Raw genomic sequence first — 13932 nt, forward strand, 5'->3', positions numbered from 1 at the left:
TAAACTTCGGATTTTTTTTACTTTTTTACAATATATTTTACAACTGTTTCGGCTGCAAGTAAACCAAATAATGCTGGCATCCAACTATTTGTTCCATAAAACGATTTTTTAAAGTTTGTACCATCGGTTAATTTTAAACTCTTACTGTCTGGCATTTCAGCAGAATAAACTGCTTTTATACCTTTATCAATACCTTCCTTTTTTAACCTTTTACGAATGTTTTTTGCTAACGGACAAAATTCTGTTTTACTTATATCTCTAACTCTTACTTTTGAAGAATCTGATTTCCCACCAGCTCCCATGTTACTGATTAGTTTAACTTTTTTACGCTTTGCAGCAATAATCAAATTCATTTTTGGAGTTAAACTATCGATACAATCCAAAACATAATCAAACTCTGGTGAAACTAATTCATAAGCCCGTTCTGGCGAAAGAAACTCTTCTATTTTGGTCAACTTCAAATCCGGATTAATATCTAGAAGTCTGTCTCCCACGATATTTACTTTGGGCAAACCCACTGTAGAATGTAAGGCTGGTAATTGTCGGTTAATATTAGTAATATCAACCGTATCTCCATCAACAATGGTCATCTTTCCTACTCCTGCTCTTGCTAAAAATTCGGCAGCAAAACTACCAACACCACCTAAACCAACAACCAACACATTTGCATTGTTTAACTTGTTTATTCCTTCTTCTTTAAAAAGCAATTCTGCTCTTTCTTTCCATTGTGCCATTATTTTAGTTTAAAAGTTTATGTGTTTAAAAGGTTAAAAGGGTTGCTGTTAAAAACCTGGTCGAAGTTTTTCACAACCATATATTTCAAATTTTCTAGTTCTATGTTTTTAATATGTGATACTTTTTGGTACACATCAACAATTGTTTCTTTAATGGTATCGGTTTCAAGAAAAAAATATTCATTTGGAACATAATTAAATACAGAAGCTAATTCTGGGGTTCGAAGTAAATATTTTCCAAAAGAAAGATAAAATCCGTTATCTAAAAGCGAATTTGCTACTTGAATATTTTTAGAAAAACCATGAATTATCATTGGATTTTGAATATTCATTTCTTTTTTAATTGAAATAACTTCCTGATAAGTCGCTACACAATGTAAAATAATAGGTTTTTTGGTTTTTTGAACCAATTCTATTTGTTGCTGAAAAACTTCAATTTGTTTATTTAAAGGCAGCTCTATTCGTTTATCTAAACCGCATTCACCGAGCGCTAAACATTCATTTAATAAAAGATTTTCTTGTATAAATTTCATATCTGATTCTAATCTTTCTTTTTCAATATACCAAGGATGAATTCCAATAGAATATTGAGGTACAGATTTGTCAAATTCCCATGGATATTGATTGACTACTTCTAAAACCGAAGCATCATTAGAAAACGAATGTGTATGTAAATTTATAAATTTCATTAATCGTGAAATTTTTTAACGCCTGCTTTAATTTCGATATTTAAATCGTTTTCCAAAGGAACAATTGGACAAGAATATTCATAATTATAAGCACAATAAGGATTATACGCTTTATTAAAATCGATTGTTACTTTATGTCCTTCTGGAATTTTCATATCAATATATCTACCACCAATATAACTTTCCTTTCCGTTTGTTAAATCGGAAAAAGGAAGAAATAAATAATCTTTATAATCTTGTAATTTCATTAAATCGATATTTTGATACACATTTAACTTTAATTCTTTGCCTTCTAAAGTAAAATGCAATTCACCATATTTTTTATAGATAGGAGTTCTATTAGTTGATGTTTTCATTTTGAACTTTTTTTCATTTTTTGTTCTAATTAAAACAGCTTCAACCACATACTTATTATCAATTGTAAAAAAATCTAATGCTTTAAAGTGATTTCTATCTTCATTTGTTAACGGACTTTTAAGTGAATCGGCAAATTCTTCATTCAAGTGTTGTTGATATTCCAAACTTGTTTTCTCTTTTTTATCTTGAGCATAAATTGATGAAGTAATTAAAACAATTATTAAAAGTAAGTTTTTCATAGGTTGAATTTTTACAAAAATATATATTTTATATAACATTCAATTCCTTTTGTGTTTTGTATTTTTGCATTTTACTCTACACATGATTCAAAAAGCATTCCAAAAATACATTAATAATTTTAAAGGTTTTTCTAGAGAAATTTGGATTCTTACGTTGATAACTTTTATCAATCGTGCAGGAACTATGGTTTTACCATTTCTATCTAAATACTTAAAAGAAGACTTGGGTTTTAGTTATAGTCAAGTTGGTTGGATAATGGTAAGTTTTGGAGTAGGCTCTATGCTGGGCTCATGGCTTGGCGGAAAATTATCAGACAAAATAGGCTTTTATAAAGTAATGATTTTTAGCTTGCTTACCAGTGGATTAATGTTTTTTGGATTACAAAAAATTACTTCTTTTGAAGGTTTAATTGTTGCCATTTTCTTAATTATGGTTGTTGCTGATATGTTTAGGCCAGCTATGTTTGTTTCCCTAGCAGCTTACTCAAAACCAGAAAACAGAACTCGATCATTAACTCTAGTTAGGTTAGCAATTAATCTTGGTTTTGCAGCCGGACCAGCACTTGGTGGTTTAATTATTATGACCGGAGGTTATAGCGGATTATTTTGGGTAGACGGATTAACTTGTATTACTGCTATTTTAGTTTTTTGGATCTTGGTAAAAGAAAAGAAAAAATCTTCTTATTTAGACAAAGAGCATCCTGGAGAAATATTAACACATTCTGTTTTTAAAGACACTCCGTTTTGGTTGTTTTTAATAACCTGTCTAATTACAGGAATCATGTTTTTTCAACTGTTTACAACCATTCCATTATACCATAAAGAACAATTTAATTTATCTGAATTTCAAACAGGTTTACTTTTAACATTTAATGGAATATTAGTTTTTTTCTTAGAAATGCCTTTAGTAAGTTATATTGAACGCAAAAAAATTAGTGCTGTAAAAATTGTAACTTTTGGTTGTTTAGCAATGTCTTTAAGTATGTTTTTAATGTTAGTTAATTTTTGGGCAGGAATTTTAATCATCATGATGGTTTTTATGACATTTGGAGAAATGTTTGCGTTTCCTTTCTCTAATTCATTTGCAATGAGCAGAGCTCCTAAAGGTCACGAAGGTCGCTATATGGCCATTTTCACCATGAGTTATAGTTTAGCACATATTCTTTCGGCTAAAACAGGAATGGAAATTATAGAGCGTTTTGGCTACCAAAGTAATTGGTTTTTTATGGGCTCATTAGGTTTAATTGGCGTTTTTATGGGGTTTGTGGTACTTAAATTAGTTAATACAGAAACAAAAACAAAACTTCAACTTAAAAAATAGTTACTTAACTATAAAAATAGTTGTAAAACTAAAAAAATAGTTTTACGTTTGTATAACAAAATTTTAGTTATGCAAAAACTTACCAATAAAGAAGAAGAAATAATGCACATTTTATGGAACCTTAAAAAAGCGTTCGTGAAAGATGTATTAGCCGAAATCGTAGAAGACAAACCTCATTACAATACTTTATCAACTATTATTCGAAATTTAGAAGAAAAAGGATATGTTTCCTACACTGCTTATGGAAACACACATCAATACTACCCTATTGTTACCAAAGAAGCTTATAGAAAAGAATTTATGAATACAGCTATTGAAAATTATTTCAATAATTCGTACAAAAATATGGTTTCATTTTTTGCTGAAGAACAAAAAATTTCGGCAAAAGAACTTCGTGAAATTTTAGAACTAATTGAAAAAAAATAAGCTTATGGAAGCAATATTCACCTACTTTTTAAAAGTCAATGGTTTACTAATAACCTTCTTTTTGGCTTATTATTTTCTATTGCGAAAAGAGACTTTTTTCAATAAGAACAGATGGTTTTTGTTGTTGGGATTATTTGCTTCTGTGATTTTACCTTTAATCACTTTTACAAAAATAGTTTGGGTTGAACCAAGTCCGGTTATTTATGAAACTGTTTCCACTGACTTTGTTCCCTACATAATTGAAAATAAAGTTATTGAAGAACCAATTGACTGGAATTCAATTCTATTTTATGTTTATTTAGGAATTTCAGTAGTGTTTATGGTTAAGATATTAATCGAAATACTTTCTTTTTTTAGAATTATAAAATTTGGCAAAAGAACTAAAACTAAAGAAGCCATTCTAATTGACAATGAGTCTAATGAAAATCCGTTTTCGTTTTTTAATCACATTGTTTTTAATAGGCGAATGTTTACTGAAGAAGAATTACAACATATTATTTCTCATGAAAAGATTCACGTAAAAGAAAAGCATTCTATTGATGTACTGATTTCAAAAATATTCTGTGCTTTGTTTTGGGTTAACCCAATTATGTGGTTTTATCAAAAAGAAATCCTTCAAAATCTAGAATATATTGCAGATGCTAAAGCTTCAGTGATAACTCAAGACAAAATAAATTATCAAAAAACCTTATTAAAAGTGGTGACTAATCAACACCAGCTAAGTATTACTAATCAATTTTATCAATCATTAATCAAAAAACGAATCGTTATGTTAAACACCAATCAATCCAACCAAAGAAAATCGTGGAAGTATGCTTTAATTCTTCCTGTTTTAAGTGCTTTTATGTTACTTTTACAAGTAGAAACTGTAGCACAAGTTAAAGAAAATCCAATTAATTCAGAAAAAAAAGTAACAGAAGCTGTAGCAATAGCTGTTGGATTTGTTACTGATAAAAATGCTTCGGATGCAGAAATGAAATTAGATACTGAAGAATTAAAAAAGCAAGGAATTGATTATAAATTTTCAAAAATTAAACGCAATAAAAAAGGAGAAATTATAGCTATTAAAATTGAATTCAATGACAATAAAGGCAATAAAGGCGTTAAAGAAATTAAAGGAAATGAGCCAATTGAACCTATTTATTTTAGTACAGAAAGTAATAGTATTGGATTTACTGAAGCTCCAGATTTATCAGATTATATTGTAGATGAAAAACTATCAAAACAATTTGGAACTGAAGTAAAAGTTAAAATGGCTACTGTAAATGAAGCTAAAAAAAACAAAAAAAACGAACTAAATCAACTTTACATCATCAACGGAAAAGAATATTTACAAAGTGAAGTTCCTAAAGGAACAACTGTTTCGGTTGATGGAAGTATAACTGTATTAAGTAAAGAAGAAGGAATTAAAAAATATGGACAAAAAGCCAAAGATGGTGTTCTTATTTTTAATGGTAAATCTTTTTTTGTAAATGAAGAAGAAAATCAAGTATTAAAAAACATAAAATTAACCTTTCAAAAAGGTAAAGAATATATAATTGGTGGTAAAAAATATACTTATAATGATTTAAAAGATAAAAATTGGTTTTTATATACAGGGACACCTAATAAAATTGAAGAAAAAAACAACATTGTTACCATTACTGGTGATGTTGTAGTTGATGCGGAAAACAGTAATACACAAGAAGTAATTTATGTAATTGAACCTGAAAAAATTGAAAACAAAAAATTTGTTTTAGAAAATGGAAATTGGCTGGTAATTTTCGAGAATGAGATGATTAAAATTCCAAAATACCCTACATATTCTCTAAAAAATATAAAAATAGAAATTGATGGAACCGAAGTAAGCAATACTTATGAATCATTTAAAAAATATGATTCAAATTCATTTAAGGAAATAAAAGTAATTGAAGATCAACTTTCAACTGACGAAAACTTAATAATTCAAAAAATAATTATTAAAACCAAATAAAAAAAGTCTCGCAATTGCGAGACTTTTTTTTAACTATATTTGCCAAAAATTATGAACAATGTATAAATTTTTAGCAAAATTAAATAAGCTTATTTTACCAAGTTTCACAAAGCAACGTTTAGATGTAACGAAAGCAAAAAAATGGCAACAAGCTATTTTAGCTTATCGTTATTATATAACTATTAAAAGTTTAAAATAAGATTTTGGCTTTTCAAAAAATGAAATCTTTCAATAATTTAATCATTCAATCTTAAAATCTTAAAATCTTTTAATCTAATACTTCAAAGCAGCAAAAATTTCATACTCAGAAATCTTTTCTCTTCCATTTAAAAATTCTATTTCCATTAAAAAATTACATTGTACTATATTTCCACCTAACTGTTCTACCAATTCACAAACTGCTTTTGCAGTTCCACCAGTTGCCAAAACATCATCGTGAATTAAGATGTTTTCTCCTTTTTCAATCGCATCGGTATGCATTTCTAAAACATCTGAACCATACTCTAACTCATAAGAAGCAGAAATGGTATTATAAGGCAGTTTTTTGGGTTTACGAACAGGAATAAATCCAACACCTAACCTTTGTGCTAAAAGCATTCCAAAGAAAAATCCACGACTCTCTACGCCAACTACTTTATCTACTTTTTTCCCCTCTAACGAATTTACTAATAAATCTAAGCATTCTTGTGTAGCTTTAGCATTATTTAATAATGGTGTAATATCTTTAAATCCAATTCCTGGTTTAGGAAAATCCTGAATGTCACGTATATAGCTTTCAATATTCATTTTTGTGTGTTTTTTTTATCATTTACACTTGCAATTTAGTCATTTATATCTATATTTGCACCCGCAAACAAGTTGAAAATACACATTTATGTATTTATAGACTTTGCAAAAATGGCCTCGTGGCGCAACTGAATAGCGCATCTCATTACGGCTGAGAAGGTTACTGGTTTGAATCCAGTCGAGGTCACTAAAAAAATCCTTAAACGCACTGTTATCAGTAGTTTAAGGATTTTTTATTTAAAATCTAGTTTATATCTATTCCTCTCAGTAATAACAACTGATTAAAAAAATCTAATACTCAATTGCACTCCAAGTTTGATCTGGACTGCCAGACCAAGTAAAAGTTCCGCTCATTGTACTGTTTAATAAAGTTCCGGTAAACTGATACGATGCATTTGTTGGTTCAGAAGAATCCATATCATACGTTAATATATTTCCGTTTAAAGACCAAGTTCCGTTCGTTAAATATGTGCCTGGATCACTTGGTTCATCATAAACTGTTGTTCCATCTGCGTTAAAAGTAACGTCTGCATTCCATGAAGATCCAGAGTTATTAATTAAAAAATTCCACATTGATGCATCTAATGATGATGTACTATAATTTTGATTTATTCCATAACTTGTACCTGCACTATTAGTAGCATATACTCTAAAATTATAAGCTGTATTTGCTGTTAAATTACTAATTGTACTAGAAAAAACATTAGCCGTTTCTGATGTTCTATTATCATTAATTGTAGGATTTAAACTTGTGCTCCAACAAACTCCGCGAGAGGTAATTTCTCCTCCACCAGTAGATGTAACATTTCCGTTAATTTTAATAGTTGTGTAAGTAGCCTCTACATTACCTGCAGTTGTATCGCTAGAAACTGTTGGTGCATCAACTTGATTAGAATCATCACTATCACAACTTGTTGCAACGATAAAGAAGAATGATAATAAAATAGTTTTAAAGAAATAATTTTTCATAATTAATTTAATTTAATTTATCTACTCCAAAATTTAGTTGGCTTTTCGATATGTTCCCAACTTTTGCAAATCCAAATAAAAAACTAGTAATCAAATAGTTATTATAAATCTAATTTACAAAATTTTACTTAATTAATTTAAATTTTTATTTTTTATAATCAAAATCGTAAAAAAAATAAAATTTAACCAATATTGACAAAGCAAAATCTATGCCACAAAAATATCTGCATTCTACAGAGCTTTTGTATTTTTACACGATATTTTAGAACTATGAGCATTGAAGAAAAGGTGTATTTGGTAAACGAATTGTACCAAAACCTAGAAACAGAGATTAAAACTTTTCAAACGCAAACGAAGCTCTCTTGTGTTGTAGGTTGTGGTAAATGCTGTTCTACTCCTGATATTGATGCTTCTCCATTAGAGTTTCTACCTTGGGCTTTTCATATTTTTATTGAAGGTGAGGCCGAAGAAAAATTAACTATTCTAAACAACACAACAACTCCAAATTGTTATTTATACCAACCTAAGTCAATTGAAGAATACACCAAAGGACAATGCAGCGATTATAAACATCGCGGTTTAATTTGTCGTTTATTTGGTTACGGCGCAACAACAGACAAGTATGGACAATTACGTATTGCTAGTTGTAATATTATTAAAGAAGGACAAAAAGAGAATTTCGACAAAAGTACAGAAGCTATAAATAACGGATTGCAAATTCCCATTTTTACCGAGTATTATATGCAACTTTCTCAAATAGATTTTAGAATGGGAAATGTTTTTGTACCCGTAAACAAAGCTATGAAGCTTGCTTTAGAAGAAGTTTTACAATATTATGCTTACCGACCTTTTCCAGATAATTATAAAGGAGAAAAACTTTAATTTTATAATCAAGAGAAACCTAACATTCAATCACTTAATAGACTACCTTCGAAAGAAATTAATGTCAATAGAAAACCGTGTTAGATTAGTTGAAGAATTATACAAAAATCTTGATCTAGAAATTGCCGAATTTCAAACACAAACTAAACTTGGTTGTATTGCAGGATGTGGAAAATGCTGTACTAAACCAGACATTGAAGCTTCACCTCTAGAATTTTTACCTTGGGCTTTTCATCTTTTTTTAAACGGAGATGCAGAAGCTGTTTTAGCCAAACTTAAAGTAAAACAAAGCTCTATTTGTCATATTTACCAACCTTTATCTTTATTAGATAGTAATTCGGGAAGTTGTGGAGATTATCCATATCGCGGACTAATTTGTCGCCTTTTTGGATTTGGAGCAACGAAAGATAAGTATGGCGCTTTACGATTGGCTACATGCAAAATAATCAAAGAAAGTCAAACTGAAAATTTCAATACATCTACAGAAGCCATAAACAATGGATTGCCAGTTCCTGTTTTTACAGATTACTACATGAATTTATCTCAAATAGATTTTAGAATGGGAAATGTTATTGTTCCTGTAAATACCGCTTTAAAACTAGCCATTGAAGAAGTCCTACGATATTATGCGTATAGAGATTTACCAGAAGGTTTTCCTAATTGTGCTTAAATTTTATATTTTTCATCTATTACTTTTCGAATTGAAACAAAACCAATTTTTTCTAAATCAATTTCATTTCGGTTTACCCAAATTAAATCTTGAATTTCATCTTCAGCATTTATAGAAATCATATCTGTATTAAGCGGATATTCGTAAAAAATATCCATCGTTCTATACGGCACGTTTTTGTATAAATAATTATTTGGAGAAGTAGTAATGTATTTTAAATCGTTTGGAATAATGTCTAAACCCAATTCTTCTTTAATTTCTCTACAAGCAGCCGCTTCAGCATTTTCGCCTGGGTCAATAAATCCACCTGGTAAATCCCATTTTCCTTTATCAGGATCAACATTTCTAACGGTAAACAATATTTTGTCTTCAAAAGTAAAAACAATGGCTACAGCCGCTGCAATATTATGATAATAGGTAAAATCGCAATCATTACAATGAAAACGAACGTTATTTGGAAAAGTGAAATTTTCAGATTTACAATTGGGGCAAAATTTAAAGAAAGTCATATTGAATATCAATTACGAATTATGAATTACAAAGAAACAATTCATAATTAACAATTCATAACTCACAATTATTAATTCTATATTTGTACCATGCAAAATCACTTAGTAATTATAGGAACCGTTTGGCCAGAACCAACCTCAACAGCAGCAGGAACTCGAATGTTGCAAATTATTGAAGTGTTTCAAAAAGAAAACCATACAATTACTTTTCTGTCTTCGGCAAGTAAAGGTGAAAATTCTTTTGATTTAGAAAGTATAGGAGTTCAAACAAAAAATATTCAGTTAAACGATTCTAGTTTTGATGTTTTGATTACTGAATTAAACCCAACAATTGTTTTATTTGATCGTTTTATGATGGAAGAACAATACGGTTGGCGTGTAGCTGAAAATTGCCCAAATGCTTTACGAATGTTAGACACAGAAGATTTACATTTTCTTAGAAAGGCAAGAGAAACAGCATTCAAACAAAATAAAACTGTAGCTTTTGAAGATTATATTTCTGATATTTTTAAACGCGAATTGGCTTCCATTTATAGATGTGATTTGAGTTTAATTATTTCGGAATTTGAAATGCAATTGCTCACCGAAACTTTTAAAGTAAATAGTGATATTTTACATTATTTACCTTTCATGGTGGAAGTTTTAAACGAGAATTCATTTGAAAAGATTCCAAAGTTTGAAGAAAGAAAGCATTTTATAAGCATAGGCAACTTTTTACACGAACCAAATTGGCAAACTGTACTCCAACTGAAAAAGCTTTGGAAATCAATTAAAAAAGCACTTCCTGAAGCCGAAATGCATATTTATGGTGCTTATGTTTCAGAAAAAGCAAAACAATTGCACAACGATAAAGAAGGTTTTCTTATTAAAGGAAGAGCTGAAAGTGTTGAAAAGGTTTTTAATTCGGCTAAAGTTTTGCTCGCCCCTATCCCTTATGGTGCCGGTTTAAAAGGAAAATTATTAGAAAGTATGCAATTGGGGTTACCCAATGTTACCACTAAAGTTGGTGCCGAAGCTATGCCTGAAAATTTAGATTGGAATGGTTGTATTGCAAATTCAGATGAAGAGTTTATTGAAAAAGCAATTGAATTGTATTCAAATGAAGCACTTTGGAATACTGCACAAAAAAACGGAATTTACTTAGTAAATCAACGTTTTGAAAAGTCGCTTTTTGAAACTGATTTTGTTACAAAAATTGGCGATTTGCTTTCGAATTTAGAAACACATCGCAACCAAAACTTCTTAGGTCAAATTTTACAACATCAAACCATGCAAAGTACCAAGTTTATGAGCCGTTGGATTGAGTTGAAGAATAGGAATTGTTGATTTGATTATTGGAAATTAAACTTTTATATAAAACCTCTTAAACTTTTAAAGCAAATTTTACCCATGAATAGATTCTGATTTTCCGTAGCTCGCAATAATTTTGGCTTCTGCTTCCAACCATTCTTCCCAACGCTTTTTTACATCAATATCAGTTCCTATTTTTGTTGCAAAACCAATAAATGCAGTATAATGGTTGGCTTCACTAATCATTAAATCTCTATAAAAAACAGCTAATTCTTTATCGGAAATTGTATCTGAAAGCACTTTAAAACGCTCGCAACTTCTGGCTTCAATCATTGCAGCAAATAAAAGTCGTTCTACCACAAATTGTTGTCTACTTCCGCCTTTTAGCATAAAATTATACAATTCATTTACATAACTATCTTTTCGCTCACGTCCTAAAACCCAACCGCGTGATTTTATAATATCATGCACTTGTTCAAAATGATCCATTTCTTCTTTAGCAATAGAAATTAATTCGTTTACTACTTCGGTATGTTCTGGCAACATGGTAATAAGCGTAATACAATTTGTAACTGCTTTTTGTTCGCACCAAGCATGGTCTGTTAGAATTTCTTCTAAATTACCTTCTGCAATATTTGCCCAACGCGGATCTGTAGGAAGTTTTAATTTGAACATGGATAAAAAATTATGAATTGTAAATTATAAGTGCAAATTTAAGAAGATTTAGGTTCTAAACCTAAAAGAGAAATATCCCAATTTAAATGAACATCATAAAAAATACGTCCGGTTTTAATAGTTAATGGGCAGTCAAAATTATTAGTATACAAACCCCCAGTTCCTAAACCTTGAGGCAATGGATTTTGTAAAGTATAGGTAAATTGTGTGATTGCATTTAAGCCAATATTACTTTCTAAAGCAGAGGTAATCCACCATTTAATATTGAATTTTTCAGCAATAGAAATCCACTCCAAAGTTCCTTTAAATCCACCTACTAAACTTGGTTTTAAAATGATGTATTGTGGTTTAATTTTTTGTAATAATTGTTCTTTATTTTCAATACCAAAAACTCCTATTAGCTCTTCATCTAACGCAATAGGCAAAGGAGTTATTTCACACAACTCTGCCATCGTGTCAGTGTTGTTTTTTGCAATAGGCTGTTCAATGCTATGAATTTCAAAACCAGCTAATTGCTTCAATTTACTTAAAGCTTCATTTAACTTAAAAGCACCGTTAGCATCCACTCTTATTTCAATGGTTTTAGCATTAAAATTTTGACGAATAAAACGTAACAAACCTAATTCCTTCTCAAAATCAATTGCTCCAATTTTAAGCTTAATACATCGGAAACCTTGAGCTAGTTTTTCTTCTATTTGCTCTTTCATAAAATGCTCTTCGCCCATCCAAACCAAACCATTAATTTCCATACTTTTTTTACCCAAAGTAAACTCCGAAGGAAACAACTCAAAAGGTGTTTTTGAAGCTAATGAAAGAAACGCCATTTCTACTCCAAATTGAATAGAAGGAAACTCCATTAAAGCTTCCCAAAGTGAGTCTTTACCTAAATGAATATTTGCACAAACCCATTGCAATTTTTCTTCATAATCTGGTCGGTCATCAATAGAAAGGGTTCTTAAAATTCCGCATTCTCCTATTCCAATTTTCCCGTTTTCTTCTAAGATTAAAAACCAAGTTTCCTTAGTAGTTAAAACTCCACGCGAAGTACCACTTGGACGTTTAAAGTTTAGTATGTATTTCTTATAAGTTGCTTTCATTTTTCAATTGCAATGTCAAAATTCAAATCTCAACTTCAAGAAAAAAAGGCAATTTTAAATATTGCTTTTTGAAGTTGTAATTGTTTTTTTTTAGTTTTTCTTAATCTAAGATTCTATCTATCTTTTTAAAATCATCAGTTGGAAATCCGTGTTTTTCAAATTCTTTAAAATCAAGTTGTACTTGTTTTTTCCATGTATTTCCAGTAAAAAGACTCTCGTTCTTGTATTTTTTATGAATTTCTTTAGCTTCTGAAATTCTATCGGTAAACAAATAAACATGAGCTAAATTCAACTGAAAATTAATTTCTGAAGGTTGTAATTGTAAACCTTTTGCATAGGTTTCTTCCGCTTTAGTAAATTGCTTTGAAAATAAATAATAATCTCCTAAAACTCCGTAATCTCTATAAGTTGCTCTGTTTTTATTGAAAATATCAACTTGTATAATTTTAATGGCTTCTTGGTAATTTCCTTTGTTGAATTCTTTCATCGATTTGTTTCTAAACGTATCGTAAAAGACATTTACTTCTCCTGTTTTTGTTAAACTTTCTTCTGTAAATGATTCTATAACTTTATTTTTTTCTATTGGTAATAAGTTATTGAATTCTGTATTGGTATACTTAGAGCTTACCAATTCTAAAAATTGAGCACAAAAAGCATCTTTGTTTTTTAAATTAGTCACAACCGGTAATTTTTTAGCAAAACTGATTATCGTATTTTTTGCATCAGAATTCCAACCTCTACTTGCTACATTGTCAACCCAAGGAACAATTTCTAATACTATTCTTTGATTCATAACCCAATTCTGACTTTCAAAACCAAACCATAAATAAGGAATATTGTCCAAGCACTTTGAGTTTTTAAGCGCAATAAGTTTTGCATCTTTAGTTACTTTCTCTTTTTGAACATAACAAGCTAAATCTACATTGGCTTCTTTTAAATATACATTTGCACCTTCTGCAGTTGGAAATATAGCATAAGTACATTTGTCATTACCTGAAATGCTTGAGGTTAAAAAAACCGCACCTGCAGCACCTTGAGAAACTCCTGTGGGATCGGGAATTGACTTTAATATTGAAACCAAACTACTCGATACATTTTGAGTATCATTTAACAATGAAATTCGATAAACAAATTCAGTTGTACCAATAGGTAAATCTTCTGATTTAATTAATATGCGTTTTCCAGCACTTAAAGAAATTTCTTTTGAAGTGGCTCTTTGGTTATCCCAATATCCATTTTGTTGAGCAAATGAAATAGTTGAAATAAATAATATCAGTAAAGTATATTTTCTCATAGTTATTTTGAAATTGTTTTTT

At 29.6% G+C, this 13932-nt stretch carries 16 protein-coding genes and 1 tRNA gene; 8 read left to right on the plus strand and 9 right to left on the minus strand.

Annotated elements, in window-relative coordinates:
- Positions 1–17: 17 nt before the first annotated feature.
- The 3 genes from OLM55_RS11515 to OLM55_RS11525 are packed head-to-tail and all read right to left on the minus strand — an operon-like array spanning position 18 to position 2019.
- The gene (locus tag OLM55_RS11515) at positions 18–734 is read right to left on the minus strand and encodes a tRNA threonylcarbamoyladenosine dehydratase (RefSeq protein WP_264559052.1); all 717 of its coding nucleotides are present in this window, start codon (positions 732–734) and stop codon (positions 18–20) included.
- A gap of 17 nt (positions 735–751) precedes the next feature.
- Positions 752–1423, minus strand: a complete 672-nt coding sequence (locus OLM55_RS11520) for a TatD family hydrolase (RefSeq protein WP_264559053.1) — start codon at positions 1421–1423, stop codon at positions 752–754.
- On the minus strand, positions 1423–2019 hold the full coding sequence (locus OLM55_RS11525) for a DUF1684 domain-containing protein (RefSeq protein ID WP_264559054.1): 597 nt from the start codon (positions 2017–2019) through the stop codon (positions 1423–1425). The genes OLM55_RS11520 and OLM55_RS11525 overlap by 1 nt, the downstream gene beginning before the upstream one ends.
- Before the next feature lie 82 nt (positions 2020–2101).
- Here OLM55_RS11525 and OLM55_RS11530 point away from each other — a divergent pair, with 82 nt between their 5' ends.
- The 4 genes from OLM55_RS11530 (at position 2102) to OLM55_RS11545 (ending at position 5937) form a co-directional block, all read left to right on the plus strand.
- Positions 2102–3340, plus strand: a complete 1239-nt coding sequence (locus OLM55_RS11530; RefSeq protein ID WP_264559055.1) for an MDR family MFS transporter — start codon at positions 2102–2104, stop codon at positions 3338–3340.
- A gap of 69 nt (positions 3341–3409) precedes the next feature.
- Positions 3410–3766: a BlaI/MecI/CopY family transcriptional regulator gene (locus OLM55_RS11535; protein ID WP_264559056.1), complete on the plus strand. Its 357-nt coding sequence runs from the start codon at positions 3410–3412 to the stop codon at positions 3764–3766.
- Between the two features lie 4 nt (positions 3767–3770).
- Positions 3771–5738 (plus strand): M56 family metallopeptidase, encoded by a 1968-nt coding sequence (locus OLM55_RS11540; RefSeq protein ID WP_264559057.1) that lies wholly within the window; start codon positions 3771–3773, stop codon positions 5736–5738.
- 58 nt (positions 5739–5796) lie between these two features.
- Complete coding sequence (locus tag OLM55_RS11545; RefSeq protein ID WP_264559058.1) at positions 5797–5937, plus strand: SsrA-binding protein; 141 nt, start codon at positions 5797–5799, stop codon at positions 5935–5937.
- A gap of 74 nt (positions 5938–6011) precedes the next feature.
- Here OLM55_RS11545 and OLM55_RS11550 read toward each other — a convergent pair whose 3' ends face one another.
- On the minus strand, positions 6012–6524 hold the full coding sequence (locus OLM55_RS11550) for an adenine phosphoribosyltransferase (RefSeq protein WP_264559059.1): 513 nt from the start codon (positions 6522–6524) through the stop codon (positions 6012–6014).
- A gap of 113 nt (positions 6525–6637) precedes the next feature.
- On the opposite strand from OLM55_RS11550, the gene OLM55_RS11555 reads away from it, so the two are divergent.
- Positions 6638–6711: transfer RNA gene (locus OLM55_RS11555), tRNA-Arg, on the plus strand.
- Between the two features lie 104 nt (positions 6712–6815).
- Here OLM55_RS11555 and OLM55_RS11560 read toward each other — a convergent pair.
- Positions 6816–7493 (minus strand): fibronectin type III domain-containing protein, encoded by a 678-nt coding sequence (locus OLM55_RS11560; protein ID WP_264559060.1) that lies wholly within the window; start codon positions 7491–7493, stop codon positions 6816–6818.
- A 270-nt stretch (positions 7494–7763) separates the two neighbouring features.
- Here OLM55_RS11560 and OLM55_RS11565 point away from each other — a divergent pair, with 270 nt between their 5' ends.
- Both OLM55_RS11565 and OLM55_RS11570 read left to right on the plus strand, forming a co-directional pair.
- Positions 7764–8375 (plus strand): YkgJ family cysteine cluster protein, encoded by a 612-nt coding sequence (locus tag OLM55_RS11565; protein WP_264559061.1) that lies wholly within the window; start codon positions 7764–7766, stop codon positions 8373–8375.
- 61 nt (positions 8376–8436) lie between these two features.
- Positions 8437–9045: a YkgJ family cysteine cluster protein gene (locus OLM55_RS11570; RefSeq protein WP_264559062.1), complete on the plus strand. Its 609-nt coding sequence runs from the start codon at positions 8437–8439 to the stop codon at positions 9043–9045.
- Here the strand turns inward: OLM55_RS11570 and OLM55_RS11575 are convergent.
- On the minus strand, positions 9042–9554 hold the full coding sequence (locus tag OLM55_RS11575) for an NUDIX hydrolase (RefSeq protein ID WP_264559063.1): 513 nt from the start codon (positions 9552–9554) through the stop codon (positions 9042–9044). The two genes, OLM55_RS11570 and OLM55_RS11575, sit on opposite strands and share 4 nt — an antisense overlap.
- A 90-nt stretch (positions 9555–9644) precedes the next feature.
- Here OLM55_RS11575 and OLM55_RS11580 point away from each other — a divergent pair, with 90 nt between their 5' ends.
- On the plus strand, positions 9645–10880 hold the full coding sequence (locus tag OLM55_RS11580) for a glycosyltransferase family 4 protein (protein WP_264559064.1): 1236 nt from the start codon (positions 9645–9647) through the stop codon (positions 10878–10880).
- A 57-nt stretch (positions 10881–10937) separates the two neighbouring features.
- Here OLM55_RS11580 and OLM55_RS11585 read toward each other — a convergent pair whose 3' ends face one another.
- From OLM55_RS11585 to OLM55_RS11595, 3 genes are all read right to left on the minus strand, one after another.
- Positions 10938–11519, minus strand: coding sequence for a tRNA-(ms[2]io[6]A)-hydroxylase (locus tag OLM55_RS11585; protein ID WP_264559065.1), 582 nt, complete (start codon positions 11517–11519; stop codon positions 10938–10940).
- A 38-nt stretch (positions 11520–11557) separates the two neighbouring features.
- The gene (locus tag OLM55_RS11590; protein WP_264559066.1) at positions 11558–12616 is read right to left on the minus strand and encodes an o-succinylbenzoate synthase; all 1059 of its coding nucleotides are present in this window, start codon (positions 12614–12616) and stop codon (positions 11558–11560) included.
- A gap of 100 nt (positions 12617–12716) precedes the next feature.
- Positions 12717–13910 carry a tetratricopeptide repeat protein gene (locus OLM55_RS11595; RefSeq protein ID WP_264559067.1) on the minus strand — a complete coding sequence of 398 codons (1194 nt, stop codon included), beginning with the start codon at positions 13908–13910 and terminating at the stop codon, positions 12717–12719.
- Positions 13911–13932: the final 22 nt, after the last annotated feature.

Origin of the sequence: Flavobacterium sp. N2270 (assembly GCF_025947225.1) — a bacterium.
In the GTDB taxonomy this organism is placed as follows: domain Bacteria; phylum Bacteroidota; class Bacteroidia; order Flavobacteriales; family Flavobacteriaceae; genus Flavobacterium.